The 16090-nt window shown below is 66.8% G+C and carries 12 protein-coding genes; 4 read left to right on the top strand and 8 right to left on the bottom strand.

The genetic code is table 11. The features are described from left to right. Positions 1-121 precede the first annotated feature (121 nt). On the bottom strand, positions 122-1378 hold the full coding sequence (locus tag ACNSTU_RS16960) for an acyl-CoA dehydrogenase family protein (RefSeq protein ID WP_418212763.1): 1257 nt from the start codon (positions 1376-1378) through the stop codon (positions 122-124). A gap of 86 nt (positions 1379-1464) precedes the next feature. Between ACNSTU_RS16960 and ACNSTU_RS16955 the strand changes: the two genes are divergently transcribed. Next, positions 1465-2253 (top strand): transglutaminase family protein, encoded by a 789-nt coding sequence (locus tag ACNSTU_RS16955; RefSeq protein ID WP_290632657.1) that lies wholly within the window; start codon positions 1465-1467, stop codon positions 2251-2253. On the opposite strand, the gene lnt is transcribed toward ACNSTU_RS16955, so the two are convergent. The 3 genes from lnt to ACNSTU_RS16940 form a co-directional block, all read right to left on the bottom strand. After that, a complete protein-coding gene (gene lnt / locus ACNSTU_RS16950; protein ID WP_418212762.1) occupies positions 2190-3779 on the bottom strand; it encodes an apolipoprotein N-acyltransferase in 1590 nt (529 codons plus the stop codon). The two genes, ACNSTU_RS16955 and lnt, sit on opposite strands and share 64 nt — an antisense overlap. Positions 3780-3904: 125 nt before the next feature. Next, the gene (locus tag ACNSTU_RS16945) at positions 3905-4813 is read right to left on the bottom strand and encodes a hypothetical protein (protein WP_290632653.1); all 909 of its coding nucleotides are present in this window, start codon (positions 4811-4813) and stop codon (positions 3905-3907) included. Between the two features lie 201 nt (positions 4814-5014). Beyond that, positions 5015-6301 (bottom strand): MFS transporter, encoded by a 1287-nt coding sequence (locus ACNSTU_RS16940; RefSeq protein ID WP_290632651.1) that lies wholly within the window; start codon positions 6299-6301, stop codon positions 5015-5017. A 133-nt stretch (positions 6302-6434) separates the two neighbouring features. On the opposite strand from ACNSTU_RS16940, the gene ACNSTU_RS16935 reads away from it, so the two are divergent. Together ACNSTU_RS16935 and ACNSTU_RS16930 are read left to right on the top strand one after the other, a co-directional pair. Beyond that, positions 6435-7358 (top strand): AAA family ATPase, encoded by a 924-nt coding sequence (locus ACNSTU_RS16935; RefSeq protein ID WP_290632649.1) that lies wholly within the window; start codon positions 6435-6437, stop codon positions 7356-7358. Between the two features lie 3 nt (positions 7359-7361). Next, a complete protein-coding gene (locus tag ACNSTU_RS16930; RefSeq protein ID WP_290632647.1) occupies positions 7362-8723 on the top strand; it encodes a VWA domain-containing protein in 1362 nt (453 codons plus the stop codon). A 6-nt stretch (positions 8724-8729) separates the two neighbouring features. Here the strand turns inward: ACNSTU_RS16930 and ACNSTU_RS16925 are convergent, their stop codons facing one another. The 3 genes from ACNSTU_RS16925 to dacB form a co-directional block, all read right to left on the bottom strand. Continuing rightward, a complete protein-coding gene (locus ACNSTU_RS16925; RefSeq protein WP_290632645.1) occupies positions 8730-9857 on the bottom strand; it encodes a M48 family metallopeptidase in 1128 nt (375 codons plus the stop codon). Further along, positions 9854-10447 carry a LemA family protein gene (locus ACNSTU_RS16920; RefSeq protein WP_290636873.1) on the bottom strand — a complete coding sequence of 198 codons (594 nt, stop codon included), beginning with the start codon at positions 10445-10447 and terminating at the stop codon, positions 9854-9856. Before ACNSTU_RS16920 ends, ACNSTU_RS16925 begins: the two co-directional genes overlap by 4 nt. A 142-nt stretch (positions 10448-10589) precedes the next feature. Further along, complete coding sequence (gene dacB, locus ACNSTU_RS16915; protein ID WP_418212761.1) at positions 10590-12059, bottom strand: D-alanyl-D-alanine carboxypeptidase/D-alanyl-D-alanine-endopeptidase; 1470 nt, start codon at positions 12057-12059, stop codon at positions 10590-10592. Between the two features lie 160 nt (positions 12060-12219). On the opposite strand from dacB, the gene ACNSTU_RS16910 reads away from it, so the two are divergent. After that, positions 12220-13725 carry a GGDEF domain-containing protein gene (locus ACNSTU_RS16910; protein ID WP_290632639.1) on the top strand — a complete coding sequence of 502 codons (1506 nt, stop codon included), beginning with the start codon at positions 12220-12222 and terminating at the stop codon, positions 13723-13725. 40 nt (positions 13726-13765) lie between these two features. Here ACNSTU_RS16910 and ACNSTU_RS16905 read toward each other — a convergent pair whose 3' ends face one another. Next, the gene (locus ACNSTU_RS16905; protein ID WP_290636871.1) at positions 13766-16087 is read right to left on the bottom strand and encodes a mechanosensitive ion channel family protein; all 2322 of its coding nucleotides are present in this window, start codon (positions 16085-16087) and stop codon (positions 13766-13768) included. Positions 16088-16090: the final 3 nt, after the last annotated feature.

Here is a 16090-nt window from a genome sequence, read left to right as displayed (position 1 = left end):
AAATGAAGCGTATGGCCATCTCCGCGCTCAGGCGCATTCAGAAGCTCCCCGGGTTGGTGCGCTCATTCTTCCAGCAGTCGGAATGTCAGTACGCTGCAACATGACTTTACTTTCTTAAAGGTTAGTATTGATCCGTAAACGTGAAATACGGCGCCGTCGCCCCCCGCGTCTCCCGCGCCTTGCGCAACTCATCCCGCGCCACACTCCGCAGATGCACCTCATCCGGCCCGTCCAGAAACCGCATGGCCCGGCCCCAGGTCCAGAGATAGCTCAACGGCGTATCCGGCGTCAGCCCCATGGCGCCGAACACCTGCATGGCCCGGTCCACCACCCGTGTCTGCAGCCGCGCCACCACCGCCTTGATACCCGACACCGCCGTGCGCGCCGCCTGGGCGCCGTGCGTATCGATCTGCCACGCCGCCTGCAACACCAGCAGCCGCGCCTGATCAATCTCCAGCCGGGATTCCGCGATCCATTCGCGCACGTTCGCCTGGTCCGACAGATAGTGCCCGAACGTCCGGCGCTCCAGGGCCCGCTCCCGCATCAGCTCCAGCGCCACCTCGCACTGGCCGATGGAGCGCATGCAGTGGTGAATCCGGCCCGGTCCCAGCCGCGCCTGCGCCATGGCGAAACCCTGGCCCTCCTCACCCAGCAGATTCTCCGCCGGGACGCGCACGTTCCGGAATACCAGCTCGCAGTGTCCCTCGGGCGAGTGGTAATGCATGATGGGAATATTCCGCACCACCTCCAGTCCGGGTGCGTCCATTGGCACCAGCACCATGCTGTGGCGGGCGTGGGGATCGCTGTCCGGGTCCGTGTCCGATACCCCGAGCACGATGGCCAGCCGGCAGTTGGGGTGGGATGGGCCGGTGATGAACCACTTGCGGCCGTTGATCACGTACTCGTCCCCGTCACGGCGGATGGAGGTCTGCATGTTGGTGGCGTCCGATGAGGCCACATCGGGTTCACTCATGGCGAAACAGGAGCGAATCGTGCCCTCCAGCAGCGGCCGCTGCCAACGGTCATACTGTCGGGGCGAGGCGAACAGGTACAGCAGTTCCATGTTGCCGGTGTCCGGGGCCGAGCAGTTGAACACCTCCGGCGCCCAGTGCACCCGACCCATGATTTCGGCGATGGGTGCGTACTCCAGATTGGTCAGCGCGGTGCCGGGCTCATCCTCGCGGAGCCCGGGGAGAAAGAGGTTCCACAGCCCGTCCCAGCGGGCGAGGGCCTTGATGTCCTCCACCAGCTCCAGCGGATACTGCCCGGCCGCAGCTTCCCGGTGCCACTGGCTGTTGTAGGGCAGTACGTAGTGTTCCATGAACTGGATCACCCGGGATCGCAGTTCCTCGGTTCGGGCGCTGTGCGCGAAATCCATCAGCCATCTCCGGAGCCGTCCAATGCACATTAGCGTGAAGACTCTGGCAGGCTGACAACATGATTCAGGTCAAGGGAGAACATTGAATGCGGCTTGAGGTCGGGTGCGTCATCCGGATGGAGTGTCCGCAGCCAACGCCACTGATTCTGCTGCTGCGTCCCCGCAGTGGCCGGTATCAGTGGATTGTCAGCGAGCGTTACGCCCTCACCCCCCATGTGCCGGCAACCGAGTACGTCGATGGTTTCGGCAACCTGTGTCAGCGCCTTGTAGCCCCGACAGGCGCGTTTACCGTGGAGACCACGGCCGAGGTGGATGTGGCCGCCCGGGAAGCAACCGGCGCGGGCGCGCCCTACGTGCCGGTAGAGGCGCTGCCCGACGACGTGCTGCTGTACCTCATGCCCAGCCGTTTCTGCGAATCCGATCGCCTGGGCGCCGTCGCCGCTGAAGCCAGCGGCGGGGCGCGCATGGGGTATGACCAGGTCGCGGCCATCTCGCAATGGGTCTTCCGGCACCTGACGTACCTGCCGGAATCGGACCCGTCGCCGGTGTCCGCCCGTGAGGTTCATGCCCGTGGCGAGGGGGTGTGCCGCGATTTCGCCCACCTCGCGATCGCCCTGTGCCGGAGCCTGAACATCCCCGCGCGCATGGTGGCCGGCTATCTCCAGGATCTGGAACCCATGGATCTGCACGCCTGGTTCGAAGCCTACGTGGGTGGCCGTTGGTACACGTTCGATCCCACCCGGCCGGACAACCACAAGGCCCGGGTCACGCTGGCCCAGGGGCGCGACGCCGCGGATATCCCGGTGTTCAATCAGTTCGGGCCGCCCGTGACTCCTTCCCGCATGGAGGTCTTCGTGCGACCGCTGGCGGGCTGACGGGCGCGGCTGCGCCACAGCCACCCCAGGCCGGCGTAGGCCAACAGCAGGCCCAGGCCCGTATTCAAGACGCTGGGCACCGCATGCGGGAACCGGTTGTAGAGCGTGGCACCGGTGTCCAGAGGCTCCGGCAACCCGGCGAGCAACGTCTCGGTTGCAAATGGAGTGGTCTTGGCAATGACTCCGCCATCCGGGGCGACCAGGGCTGATGGGCCGTTGTTGATGGCATGTACCATGGGAACCCGGTTCTCCACCGCGCGGAGGATCGAGGCGCGCAGGTGCATCGACGGCTGGCGGGTTTCGCCGAACCAGTTGTTCATGGAGTGGACCACGAGGATGCCACTTTCGCCATCAACGCCGCGTGCGATCAGCTCCGGGAATACAGTTTCATAGCAGATGCGCGGGATCAGGCGGCGCCCTCCCGCCTTGATTGCGTCGGGCCGGTCACCGGCGGTCAGCGCTTCCGTGAAGTCGCCGAAATAGGCCTCTGCGACGGGGGCGAGCCAGGGCAGAGTGTCAGCCAGTGGCAGGTACTCACCGAAGGGAGCCCGACCCATCTTCCGGTAGTGACCTGCAGGGGTGTCGTCCGGATGCAGAACCGTTGCCGTGTTGTAGTTATGCGTGTGGCCGTTGCGGTCGACCGCTTCTGCATCCTGGAAGGCAAGGGTGATGCCCAGTTCCCGGGTGGTCTGGTGATAACGGTGGCGGATCCCGGGGTTGCGGTGGTAGCCCTTGTAGCGCGCCTCCGGCCAGACCACCAGCTCGGCGCCCGCCGCGGCCAGCTCGCGGGTTGCGTCCAGCTCCGGTGGCGACAGGCGCGAGTAGCCCGGGGGCAGGGGTGGAACACCCCGCGTGGGCGGGTCGTTCGGCTGCACAATGCCCACGTGCAGGGTATTCCAGCCCGCGGTCGTCTCATGCCAGTCATGCAGGGCGACAACGCCGTAGCCGAACCACGCGATCAGTAATGCGCACGCCGTGAACCGGATGGCAAGGCGGCTTCGATGCGGCGCTGCGCGGGACTGGTCGTGGATGAGAGTGGCTGTCAGGGCCATGAGCAGATCGAGCGCGAGGACGCCACCAAGATCAACACCCTGGATCGCGGGGAGGAATAGCGACTGCCCTTCACCCGGCCGGAGCGGGACAAGGGCCGGGAACAGGTTCAGCGTACCCACGAAGACCACCGGCACGAGCAGCAGGTCGGGAAGTGCGGTGCGGCGCCTCAGCCACTGCAGCGCCAGGGCGGCGAGGGCAAACCCTTGGGCGGCGTAGAGCCAGTACGCCGCTGCGGCAGCCACATGCCAGGGAGCTGGGTACCCCTTGAACAGGGAAAAGAAATCGGCCATCCAGTAGCTGCCCGCAGCCCAGGCGGTGAAGCCGGCGACCAGGCCCAGCAGCCAGGCACCTCCCAGGGAGCGGTCCTGCAGCGCCATGAGCAGCGGGACAAGCGCGATCCAGCCGGCGATGAACGCCTGCGGCACAAGAAAGGGCAGGCTGACGAGGAGACCCGCGAGGACAGCAAGCCCCACCGGCGGGATCCGGCCCGTCGGTGCTGTGCGAACTGGCTGGTCGGGATTCGATGCCATGGGTGGATGGGCCGCGCAGGGCCGGTGCCCGCAGTCAGTGCGGGCACCGGCACGTTCCGTGCGGGACGTCAGTTGATGTCCCGCGTTTCCACGTCCCAGTCGCTGCTCTGGCAGAGCACGCAGTCGGCACCGAAGAAGACGTTGGCCGCGTGGGCGTCGTCCATCAGGTAGTACCGCATCCATGCGGTGGAGGGCCCGCGGAAATCGCCGGCGCTGCCAACGGGCTCGAAGTGTCCGGCACCATCGAGAGTCCCCCAGAACACCGGCACATTGGTGTTATTGAAAACCTGGCTCTGGTTCAGGATCGGGCCGGCGATGGTGTCGCTGCTCCCGGACATCAGGAACATGGGGCCGTTCTGGTTGCTCTGGGAGTCGCTGTCATGGCCCAGCCCGATTACGTAGGGCTGCATGGGCGCCGTTGCCGTGACCCGTGGATCCTGGCCGGCCATGATGCTGCCGCCCCCGCCCTGGGAGTGACCCGACGTAGCCACCCGGTCCATGTCCAGGTTGCCGGCATAGACACTGCTGCCGTTGGCGTTTTCCTGCTCCAGGTAGTCGAGGCAGTCGATCATGTCCTCGCCATCCCCGGCGCTGGAGGTTTCCGCCGCGGCCACCACGAAGCCGTGGCTTGCCCAGTGCGAGAGCAGCCCGTTATAGCTGGTGGGGCTGGTGCCGGTCCCGTTGCCCCAGATGATCACCGGGTGCTGCAGCCCCGTATCGCCGAGGTTGGTGGGGTAGTGGATCTCGCAGCCATCCGAGAACCAGCCGCCACTCTCCGTGGACGATGTGGTGGAGTACGGCCCGTCGTCCGCAAAGTCGCTGACCGACGGAAAGCCAGTGCCCGTCTCGTCATCCTCCGGTGGTGGCAGGTCATCGCCGTTGCCGGGGCTCAGGGCCGTGGCCGTTCCGGTTGCCAGTGCGAATGCCGTGGCCGTGAGCCAGGCAGCAAGCGTGGTTTCTTTTTTGATGCTATCCATAGCATCTCCTCCTCGTTGTTTGCCGTGACGGTGCGCACTTGCGGCGCATGAAGAGGCCCCGGCCGCTCACGGCGGCGACACGGGGCCTGCCAGGAAGCCCGTCTGCTGCAAGCGGACGGGACTAAAGCGCTATCCTGTTCCTTGTTGAAACAGTTGGATTATTTGTCTCTGTGACACCTTTAGTCACTTTCCCGCACACTGTCAAGTGTCTTCGTCGGCGGAGGAGGTTGCGTCCGGGAGCGACTTCGGAGGCTGCAGAGCGTCCTCCGTGTGGGCCCTGGGGTCCAGTTCATGGATTACGGGCGTGGTGCGGCTCATGGTTCGATAAGGCCCCTGGGTGCCCGTGCGTTCGTTGCGTAGCAGCCATGCCGAAATGCCGGTCACGGCGGCGATCGCCGCCACGTAGAGGAACAGCCCGGGGCCGCCGATCAGGGCGATGATCCAGCCGGCGACCACCGGGCTCCCGGCTGCCGCAACACCCCAGAGAAACAGCAGTGCCGCGGCAATGGCGACGAAATCGGTACCGGTGGTCTCCCGGTCATTGGCCTGGGCCACCGCCAGTGGGTAGAACGTGAACGCGAACCCGCCAAAGACGGCGATCGTGGTGAGTAGCAGCCAGACGGGTGCAGTCCCGCCCAGGAGGGCGATGCCCAGGGCGAGCAGCGCCGACGCGCTGCCGGATATCAGGATCATGGGCTGCCGGCCCACGCGGTCCGACAAGTGGCCGATGGGCCATTGCAACACAATACCGCCGAAGATCAGGCTGGCCATGAGCAGGGCGACGCCGTTGACGTCCAGCCCGATGCGCAGCCCGAACGCGGGCGCCAGCGTGAACAGGGCGCCGCTCATGAGGCCGGACGCGATGCATGTCCACGCCGCGAGTGGAGAGGCCATGAGAGTCGCGACAAGTGCCATGGGCCGGTGCGGGGCCGGTTCCGGCGGCGAACTGGCCCGGCTCAGGGCCACCGGGATCAGACACAGGGCGAACAGAACGGCGACCACCATGAACAGCTCCGTCCCGGCCGGATCCCTGACAGGCAGAAGCAGTTGTCCGGCGCCCAGGCCGAGATACGAGATCACCTGGTAGACGGAGAAGACGCGACCGCGGTTGGCGGAGTCGGCTCGCTCGTTGAGCCAGCTCTCCACCACCATGTAGATGCCAGCAATGCTGAACCCGATCAGGATGCGAAGGACGAACCAGGCAAGCGGCAGGAGGTAGAGGCCCTGGATCAGTACCGCGGCGGTACAGGTGGCGGCGAAGATGGCGAAGGCGCGGATGTGTCCGACGTGGCGGATGACCCGTCCCGCCCACTGGGAGCCGGCGACGAGCCCCACGTAATAGGCTGCCAGGATGACCCCCTTTACCTGGGGATCCACCGCCTCGAAATTGAGTCTGACGCTGACCAGGGTGCCCATGAGTCCGGTGCCGATCAGCATGACGGCCACCGAGGTCAGCAGGGCGATGATCGACACCAGGAACTGGCGCATACGGCTCCTCGACGTAACCTTTTCGCATCGACGACGTGCTGTTCGTGCAGCGCGAGCATCCGGACTTGCCTGAAGGCAGCCCCATCCCCGATGATCAACGGTCGGATCGCACGGGAATCAGCGAGAGTATTGCATGAGCGACGCAGAACAACGGATGAGCGCATTGAACAGCGGCCTGGCCGGAACCGGCTATATCTGTGGCGACGACGTCACCACGGCCGTGTATCTGGCCCAGGCGCTGGAGAAACCCGTCCTCGTGGAAGGGCCGCCCGGTGTCGGCAAGACGGAACTCGCGCGTGCCATGGCCTCGGTAACCGGCCGCCAGCTGCTGCGGCTGCAGTGCTACGAAGGACTCGACGAGGGGCGTGCGCTGTACGAATGGAAGTACGGCAAACAGCTGCTCTACACCCAGGTGCTGCGGGACCGGCTGGGCGCGTTGCTGGCCGATACGGAGGACCTGGACGCGGCGGTGGGGCGGCTCGACGGCCTCGGTGGTGGCTTCTTCTCCGAGCCGTTTCTTGATGCGCGGCCGCTTTTGCAGGCGCTGCGCGCGGAGCAGGGCGCGGTTTTGCTGATCGATGAGGTGGACAAGTCCGATCCGGAGTTCGAGGCGTTCCTGCTGGAGTTCCTGGCGGATTTCCAGGTGACCATTCCCGAGTTCGGCACCGTCGAGGCGACCACGGCACCGCTGGTCTTTCTCACCAGCAATGCCAGCCGGGAGCTCTCCGATGCCCTGAAACGGCGTTGTCTCCATCTCCACATCCCGTATCCGGACCGGGCGCTGGAGCGGCGCATCCTCGAGCAGCGCGTGCCGGACCTGGGCGAGCGGCTGCGGGAGGAGGTGGTCGCCTTCGTGCATGGCCTGCGCGAACTGGATCTGCGCAAGCGCCCGGCCATCTCGGAGACGCTGGACTGGGCGCGCACGCTGGTGCTGCTGCAGGCCGAGCGGCTCGATGCCGATGTGGTCCGCCGCACCTTGAACGTCCTGCTGAAGTTCCAGGATGACGTGGAGCTGGCCACACCGCGCATCCGGGAGATCCAGGCGCGGCAACGCTAGACGATGAATCACCTGCTCACCGAGTTCGTTCAGCTCCTGCGCGGCGCCCGCATCGATATCGGCCCGGTACAGACAGCGGATGCCGCCCGGGCCCTCGCGGCGGTGGGCGTCACCGATCGCGAACGGGTTCGGCGCGCCCTGGCCGCCACCCTGGTGAAAAGCCAGGACCAGCGTGCCACCTTCGACGCCTGCTTCGATCGCTATTTTCAGGTGGCGGGAATGCCCGCGGCCGCGGAGGCGGACGATGACGCGGCCACGGACGACGCGACGCCGGAAGGTGATGCTTCCACCGCGTCACCGGCCGCCATGCCCGTCAGTGGCGGCGGCCTGGTGCGGGAGCTGGAAAGCGGTGATACGGCCGCCGTGGAGGCGAGACTGGCCGAGGCCATGGCCGAGGCGGACGTCGCGTCCGCGCGCCACTGGACGCAGACCGGCGTCATGACCCAGCGGGTGCGTCAGGCCCTGGATCTGCAGGCCGTGGACGACGCCATCCGCGACCGCCGGGCGGCCGGGCAGGCTGCTGACCAGCTCGCCGCGGGGCGGGCGGCACTGGACCGCCGCATTCGCGCGCGGGTGGATCAGCGTGTGCGTCTGCAGGCCGAGGCGCAGGCGTGGACATTCCGCGACCGGGTCCTACGGCAGACGCCCCTCTCGGCACTGGATCGGCGCGACCAGGCGCGCATGCGCGAGTTGGTACAGCGGCTCGCGCGCCGTCTTGCAGCCCGGCACGGCCGGCGCAGGCGGCGGCGGGACCGTGGCACCCTGGACGCCCGGGGGACGCTGCGCGCCAGCCTGCGGTGGGGAGGCGTGCCGTTCCGGCCGCAGTGGAAATCGCGCCGCCGCGATCGCGCCCGGGTCGTGGTGCTGTGCGACGTGAGTCAGTCGGTGCGTGGGCAGGCGGCCGTGTTGCTGCCGTTCATGCACGCCCTGCAGGACGTGTTGCCGGAGGTGCATTCATTCGTGTTCGCCAGTGAACCGGTGGACGTGACCGCGCTCTTCCAGCGGCATCACCCGGCTCAGGCCATGGACGAAGCCCTGGCGCGGTACGGCAATGGCTCCACGGACTACGGCGGTACGCTGGCCCGCTTCGACGCCGTGACCGACCGGCTCATCCAGCGGCAGACCACCGTCGTGATACTCGGCGACGGGCGTAATAACTACGGGGATCCGGGGTTGCCCGCACTGGAGCGCATTGCCGGGCGCGCCAGAGAGCTGATCTGGCTCAACCCGGAGCCGGAGCGGAGCTGGGGCACCGGCGATTCCGAGATGCCAGCCTACGCTCGGCGATGCACTGAGGCCCTGCGCTGCCGTACCCTGCGGGATCTGGAATGGGCCGTCATGGAACTCCTGCGCCGCACCGCCTGAACGGTGTCAGGCCGTGTCGCCGCGCAGCTCCCGACGCCGCTCCCGCATCATCTCTTTCTGCGGTTTGCGCCACACCGGGTCATCGTCCGGATTGAATGCCGGGTCCAGGGCGCGGATACGCTCCACCAGCGGCGGGTGGGTGGCCATCAGGCCCGGCGAGCGGCGTGACACCGCCTCGGCGAACAGCATGTGGCGCACTTCCTCGCCGTGGGCGTTGTTCAGGTGCTCCGCCTCCTGCAGTGCGCCGATTTTCTTCAGCGCGTTGGCCAGCCCCTCGGGCTCACGGGTGAACTCCACCGCGGTGGCGTCGGCGAGGTATTCCCGGCGCCGAGAGATGGCCGCTTGGAGCAGGCGGCCGGCCAGCACGCCCAGGGCGCCCAGCACGAGCAGGGCCACGCCGATGGCCATGGCGGCCATGACCACGCGCTGGTCGCGGCGGCCGCCACCGATGAAGACGGTGCGCATGGCCATGCGCCCGGCCACGGACAGCGCCACCAGCCCGAAAATCATGGCCATCACCCGGAGGTTGAGCCGCATGTCGCCGTTGGCGATATGGGCGAACTCGTGGGCGACCACGCCTTTGAGCTCCTGCCGGTTCAGGGTGGCAAGTGCACCGTGGGTCATGCCGATGGCGGCGGTCTCCGGCGAATTGCCGGCGGCGAACGCGTTGATGCCCTGTTCGTGCTTGATGACGAACACCCGCGGCATGGGCAGATTGGCGGCAATGGCCATTTCCTCCACCACGTTGTAGAGCTGCCGCTTGGCAGGGTTGGTGGTGTCGTGCGTGATCTCCGTGCCGCCCATGGACTGGGCCACCCGGGCACCGTCACCGCCGAGGAGGGCGCCGCGCACCGCAGCGGTGATCAGGATGATGCCCATGACGCCGAGGCCCACCACCACGGCCGTCGCCGGGTCGAAGCGCTCAAGCAGCGAACGGTCACTCGCTTCCGGTCCGGTGGCGTGCTGTTGCTGGACGAGCTGATCGTCGGCGCCCCCAAGCAGCAGGCCACCCAGAGCGCCCACGGCGGCGGCAATGGTCACCGTCAGCAGCAGGAACAGCGCCACCAGCACCATGGTGCGCCGGCGGGCCTGCGCCTGCGCCTCGGCGAAGTTGAAGAAGCCGTTGCTGCTCAAGAGAACTGCACCTTCGGCGGCTCCTGCATGGCCTCACGGTCCTCGAACTCCAGCATGCCGGCGCGGGCGAAGTTGAACATGCCGGCGATGATGTTCGACGGCACCGTCTCCACCACGTTGTTGTAGCGCATGGCCGCGTCGTTGTAGGCCTGTCGGGCATAGGCCACGCGGTTCTCCGTGGAGGTGAGCTCCTCCTGCAGGCTGCGGAAATTCTCGTTGGCCTTGAGGTCGGGATACGCTTCGGAGAGGGCAAACAACCGCCCCAGGACGCCGCCAAGCGAGCCTTCGGCCTTGCCAAGCTGTTCCATGGAGGCCGGATCACCGGCCGCGCCGGAAGTCTGCTGGCGCACCTGCTCGGCGTTATTGCGCGCCTCGATGACCGCCGTGAGTGTCTCGCGCTCGTGGGCCATGTAGCCCTGAACCGTCTCCACCAGGTTGGGGATCAGGTCGTGGCGGCGCTTGAGCTGCACGTCGATCTGGGCGAAGGCGTTCTTGAAGGCGTTCCGTTTGCGGACCAGGCGGTTGTAGAGCAGGACGCCGGGCACGATCAGAACGGCGAGCACGATCAGGAGAGTGATGACGGTTTCCATGAACAGCCCCTTGCTGGTTTGCGGTTGTGTCTGCGGTCATCCGTTTGCGGCCGCCGGACCGGCGACCCCGCAGGTCCCTGCCGGTGGGCATGGTAGCGCGTCCCGGTGCACCGGGTCATTGGCTGACGGACTTCCGACCGGGTCAGTACGGAACGCTGTGGAAGGCCCATTGCAGCACCGCGTCCTGCAGGGCCCGTCCGGCGCCCCGATGGGCGTCCTCGGCGTTGACCAGCACCACCACAAGCAGGTCCTCGTCCCGGGCGGAGCGCATGTAGCCGGCGATCGCGGAGACGTGGTCGATGCTGCCGGTTTTCATGCGCACGCGCCCGGCCATGGGCGAGTCACCGAAACGGGTCCGTAGCGTGCCGTCCGAGCCCGCCACCGCCAGTGAACTCATGAACTCGGGCATGACCAGGCTGGTGCGCGCCTGGCGTAGCAGTGCCGCTACCTGCCGCGCCGTGACCCGGTTGTTGCGCGACAGACCGGCGGCGTTGTCCATGATCAGGCGCGAGGTGTCGACACCGGCGCGTGCCAGGGCATAGGACACCGCCTCGTGGCTGCCACTGTCCGTGGCCGGAAACGCCGCGTGCTCAACCGCAAGGGTCAGTGCCAGGTGCCGGGCCATGACGTTGTTGCTGTACTTGTTGACCAGCTGAACCACTTCCGCGAGCGGTCGCGACTCCCGCACGGCGACCGGCGTGGCATCCGCGCGGCTCCATTCGCCGCTGCGCAGGCCGCCCTCGAACTCGCCTTCCCACTGTTTCCAGAGCGCACGGAAGAGTCCGTAGACGTAGTACTCCGGAGTCATTGCTGACCGTGTGAGACGTTGCCTGCCGCAGGCGACCGGGTAGTTGCCCTCGAGAATGACGGCCTGTCCATTCGGCTCCTGGGCGATGTCGTAGGCAACCCGGCTATGGGCACCACTGAAGCAGGGGCCGGCGGAGGCGGACACCCGGCTCTCCACCGGCAGGTTGGCCATGGGCGGGTAGGTGCTGACCTGAATATCCCGGCCGTCCAGGCTGGGTTGCAGCTCGAAATCCAGCACGTTGAAGTTGATCAGCAGTGGGTGGGGCTGCTGGTTATATGCACGGAAGGGACGCTCGTCGAAGGCCCCGGGGTCGGTCTCCGAATGGGCGAAAACCGTGGTGTCCAGAACCAGATCGCCCGTGATGCGCTGGATTCCCCGGCCGCGCATGTCCCCCAGCAAACGCCAAAGGTCCCTGGCCACCAGGTACGGATCGCCGGAGCCGCGGATCCACAGGTCGCCCTCAAGGACGCCGTCGTGCACCGGGCCGTCGGCATGAATCTCGGTGGTCCAGGTGTGTGCGGGGCCGAGCGCCTCCAGGGCGGCGTAGGTGGTATAGAGCTTCATCACCGAGGCCGGGTTCTGGGGCAGATCGGCGTTGAACGCCAGGCGCGGGTCGGCCTCGTCGACGCCCTGGACCCAGATGCTCACGGCCTGATCCGGAATTCCGTGAGCATCCATGAGGGCGCGGACGGGGCCGGACAGGGTCTCTGTGGCCTGCGCCACCGGCATGCATGTCAGCAGGATTGCCAGGCATCCTGGGGTGAAGCGGCGCCAGACGGCGGCAATCCAGCGCGATCGTGTCATGAAGCGACTGTCCTCGAATCGCCGTGTGTTGATGGTGTGAAGCAGATGGGAGGAACCCATTGCTTTGGCTGTTAAACTACCGAACTGTAACGCTGCTTCCCACTGTTGAATGTGATCGGCTTGTCGTCATGGCCTATCCACCATCATCAAAGGATTTCCAATGGACGCTGACATTAGGGAAGCGCTTCAGTATTGCCCGAATTTGCCGAGCATGTCCGATGTTGCCATGCGCATCGTCGAACTGGGGCGTGAATCGGAGGTCAACACCAGCGGCCTCGCTGCGCTGCTCTCCCGCGATCCCGCGGTGGCGAGCCGCATCCTGCGCGTCAGCAACTCGCCGCTGTACGGGCAGCGCCGTCGTTCCCGCAATCTGCAGCAGGCGGTGTCCGTCATCGGCCTGAACGGTGCCCTGACCCTGGCGCTGACATTCTCCCTGGCCGACTCACTGCGCCAGGCGCCCGGTAGCGCCAGCACTATCGACTATGTCTGGCGTCGGGCGCTGGTGTCCGCTGCGGCGTCCCGGGAGTTGGGCGCTATGCTGGGCCGGCGTGATCTCGAGGAACTCTTTCTCGCCGGGCTGTTGCAGGATATCGGTATTCTTGCTCTGGAGGCGGCGCTGCCGGAGCGCTACGGCAGGTTGCTGGCGGTCCCGCCGGCACATGACCGCCTTCTGGAGCTCGAGGCGGAGACGCTTGGTTGCGACCATGGCGAGGCCGGAGCATGGCTCATGCGCTACTGGCGTCTGCCGGAGTATCTGGCTCTAGCGGCACACGGCAGCCACGACCCGCTCAACCTCGACGTGGCAGACAGCGAGCGGTTCCATGTTCACTGCGTGGCCGTGGCGGGCCGCGTGGCTGATCTGTTTCTGGGTATTGATCACGATACCAATGCGGCCATGCTGGCCGACCGCGCCAGCCGATGGCTGGCGCTGGACCGTGGCGAGGTGGAGGCACTGCTGGACCGGTTGCCGTCCGAATTTCCGGATCTGGAGCGCCTGTTCGAGACTCGGATCATCTCGCATCGCCGGGCGGCGGGTGTTGTGGATCAGGCGCGAGAGGTGCTGGCCATGCGCAGTCTCCAGTTGCTCGACCGCGCCGGTGAGCAGCACCGCCGCTCCGCGGAGCTCGAGCGTAATACGCGCCTGTGGCGGGAGACCGCAAGCCGCGACCCGCTCACGGGCATCCACAACAGGCGCTACCTGGACGAGCGCCTGGAGGCGGAGTTCGCCCGGGCGCGGGAGCATGGCTGGCCGCTGGTGATCGGTTTTCTCGACCTGGACTACTTCAAGGTGGTCAACGACCGTTACGGTCACCCGGTCGGCGATTCGGTGCTCATGCACATTGCCGGGCTGCTCAGCCGGCACCTGCGTGATGGCGACTGCGTGGCCCGTTACGGAGGCGAGGAGTTCGTGGTGATGCTGCCCGGCGCGGACAGGGAGGCGGCGGAGGCGGTCTTCGAGCGCCTCCGCGCGGCGCTGGCAGACGAGGTGCACACCGGCGAGGACGGCCGCACGTTCCACGTGACGGCATCCATCGGTGTAGTGGCCTACGCCGGCGACAACAGCGTGCTGTCCACGGCCGCCCTGGTGCGCGCTGCGGACCGCGCCCTCTACAGGGCGAAGGATCGCGGTCGCAATCAGATCAGTTTCGGTGAACTGGACGACTGAGTCCCGACCGGTGCGGTGATGTCGCCGCCACGGCCGGCCGTCACGCTTGGTCCGGTGCCGGGTCGCCGCCGGAACTGGTGTCGCCGGTGTCCGGATCCTCCTCGGCACCGCGTGCCGTGGTGTGCGGCTGATCCTTCTGGTCCTCTTCCGGCGTTGTCTCGGTCTCCCGCTGCGTGCCGTCGGCGCCGTTTTCCATGTAGACGCTGAGACGGCCCCGCGCCAGGTCGATGCCCTCCTGCTCGAAGCGCTGCTTCAGCCGCAGATTGAAGTCCCAGGAGACGTTCCACTGCATCTCCGGCGTGGTGCGGATGCGCATGCGCAGGACCGCAACGCCGTCCTCGAAACGCTCCACACCCTGGAATTCCAGCGGCGCGCGCACGTACTGCTTCATCGGGGAATTCTCGCGCATGTCCTCGTCCACTTCATGGATCAGCGCGATGGTGTCGTCCACGCCCATGGAGGCGGGGACGTTAATGCGGATCAGAGCCACCCCGAACTGGCGGGACATGTTGTGGATCGCCTTGATCTCGCTGAACGGCACGATGTGCAGTATGCCGTCCAGATCCCGCAGGCGCACCGTGCGCAGGCTCAGCCCTTCCACCGTCCCCATCTGGCCGCCCAAATCGACGAAGTCGTCGATGGCCAGAGAGTCCTCGATCAGAATGAACAGGCCCGTGATGAGATCCTGCACCAGTGTCTGCGCGCCGAAGCCGATGGCGATGCCGATGATGCCGGCACCGGCGAGCAGCGGAGTGACGTTCACGCCCAGGTTGGCCAGCCCGACGATGCCGGCGATGATCACGATGGCGGTGAAGACCACATTGCGGATCATGGGGGTGATGGTCTGCACGCGCGCGATGTTCACCCGGCGACCGCGCGCCGTCGTGGTGGACGTCAGTGCGCGCTGGATGGCGGTGTCGGTGACGATCCAGGCGAGCCAGGCCAGCAGTGCCGTGAGTCCCACGGCGAGCAGGGCCTGACCCACCCGCTCGCCAATGCCCTCCTGGCCGAGCCCGAACAGGGACCCGCCCCACACCCACAGCGAGAGTTCCGCGAACACGGTCCAGGTAACCAGCTGGGCGAGGGCGTAGCCGAACGTCTCGAGCCGCTCCCAGTACTGGGAGATCCGTCGATAGCGACGCTGCCGGCGCTCCTTGTGGTGGGTGACCAGGCGCGAGACCACGATGGTGATCACCAGCAGGCTGGCCATGATCAGCCCGCGGGAGAGCGCCACTTCGGGCGCACCCGAGGCGAGGATCACGGGGATCAGCGACAGCAGGATCAGCAGCAGCGCGGGAATATGCCACAGCCGGCTCACCAGGCGCAGGATGTCGTCAGTGGAGCCAGATTCCCGGCGCTGATGGTAGGGGCGGTTGTAGATCAGGTGCTGTACCGGCCGCCGGAACTGCAGAACGATGAAGCCGGTGATCAGCGCCGCGAGGCCGTTCCCCCCGAGCGAGAGGATCTGTGCGAGGTCCTCGCCGATGATGTCGTCGACGCCGTCAATGGCCGTGGCATTTGCGAGCGCGGCGAGGGCCCCGATCAGAAACAGCCGCCGCAGGCCGCGGCGGCGGATGACGGCGACTGCCGGACGGCGATGGCCGCGGTTGAACAGGGCAATCACCAACTCGCACAGCAGCGCGAAGGCGCGACCGCACAGGCTGATATAGGCGATGAGCAGCGCGATCAGGTGCCCCCCCGAAATGGCGATGAGCTCAATGGCGGCGAGTAGCACAAGCGCGCCGAGGGCCCAGGGCAGCGCCTGACGGAGAAAGTACACGGCCAGCATCCAGCCACGCGGATTGTTCGGCAACTGCAGCGGCCACTGCTGCAGGCGCATGATGCGGCGGCCGGCCGCCATGGTCAGGATCAGGACGGTGAGCCAGACCCCGAGGAGGATGCCGGCGTCCGCGGCAATGGCGATCAGGGCATTGGCGTCCAGGTCGCTCAGGAGTTCGGCGATGTCGCTGCGGGCGGCGTCCAGATGCCCCTGCCAGGTTTCCGCCGGAGTGTGTTCGTCGGTGCGTCCGCTCACCTCGTCGAGCGTGTGGCTGATGGCACCGAACAGGCCTTGATCGGTGTCCACGGCACCCGCCTCAGCGGTCTCGTCCGCGGCGCCCTGCAACTCCCTGAGATCCTCGATCAGCGCCCCGCGCCGCTCGGCGTCTTCGAGGGTGGAGATCACCTGCTCCAGGGACTGGATGAACGCCTCCCGGTCGTCCTCCTGTATTACTTCGCCGCCGTCGCGCTCTTCAAGGACTTCGATCGGGTCCGATTCCCCATGGACCGTTGAGGACACGGCGAGCAGAGCGAGTAGCACGACCCCGCCCCGCCAGATCCACTGCAACGCGTGGTGGTTCATGTG

It is taken from the genome of Aquisalimonas sp. APHAB1-3, assembly GCF_048323695.1.
In the GTDB taxonomy this organism is placed as follows: Bacteria; Pseudomonadota; Gammaproteobacteria; order Nitrococcales; family Aquisalimonadaceae; genus Aquisalimonas.
The sequence above is the reverse complement of the archived record's forward strand: the minus strand, read 5'-3'. Positions and strand labels throughout refer to the sequence as shown.

What these genes read in the sequence shown, in the direction of transcription:
- ACNSTU_RS16960 (WP_418212763.1), bottom strand. Translation starts at nt 1,378, where the DNA reads ATGGATTTCGCGCACAGCGCCCGAACCGAGGAACTGCGATCCCGGGTG.
- ACNSTU_RS16955 (WP_290632657.1), top strand. Translation starts at nt 1,465, where the DNA reads ATGCGGCTTGAGGTCGGGTGCGTCATCCGGATGGAGTGTCCGCAGCCA.
- ACNSTU_RS16945 (WP_290632653.1), bottom strand. Translation starts at nt 4,813, where the DNA reads ATGGATAGCATCAAAAAAGAAACCACGCTTGCTGCCTGGCTCACGGCC.
- ACNSTU_RS16940 (WP_290632651.1), bottom strand. Translation starts at nt 6,301, where the DNA reads ATGCGCCAGTTCCTGGTGTCGATCATCGCCCTGCTGACCTCGGTGGCC.
- ACNSTU_RS16935 (WP_290632649.1), top strand. Translation starts at nt 6,435, where the DNA reads ATGAGCGACGCAGAACAACGGATGAGCGCATTGAACAGCGGCCTGGCC.
- ACNSTU_RS16930 (WP_290632647.1), top strand. Translation starts at nt 7,362, where the DNA reads ATGAATCACCTGCTCACCGAGTTCGTTCAGCTCCTGCGCGGCGCCCGC.
- ACNSTU_RS16920 (WP_290636873.1), bottom strand. Translation starts at nt 10,447, where the DNA reads ATGGAAACCGTCATCACTCTCCTGATCGTGCTCGCCGTTCTGATCGTG.
- dacB (WP_418212761.1), bottom strand. Translation starts at nt 12,059, where the DNA reads ATGACACGATCGCGCTGGATTGCCGCCGTCTGGCGCCGCTTCACCCCA.
- ACNSTU_RS16910 (WP_290632639.1), top strand. Translation starts at nt 12,220, where the DNA reads ATGGACGCTGACATTAGGGAAGCGCTTCAGTATTGCCCGAATTTGCCG.
- ACNSTU_RS16905 (WP_290636871.1), bottom strand. Translation starts at nt 16,087, where the DNA reads ATGAACCACCACGCGTTGCAGTGGATCTGGCGGGGCGGGGTCGTGCTA.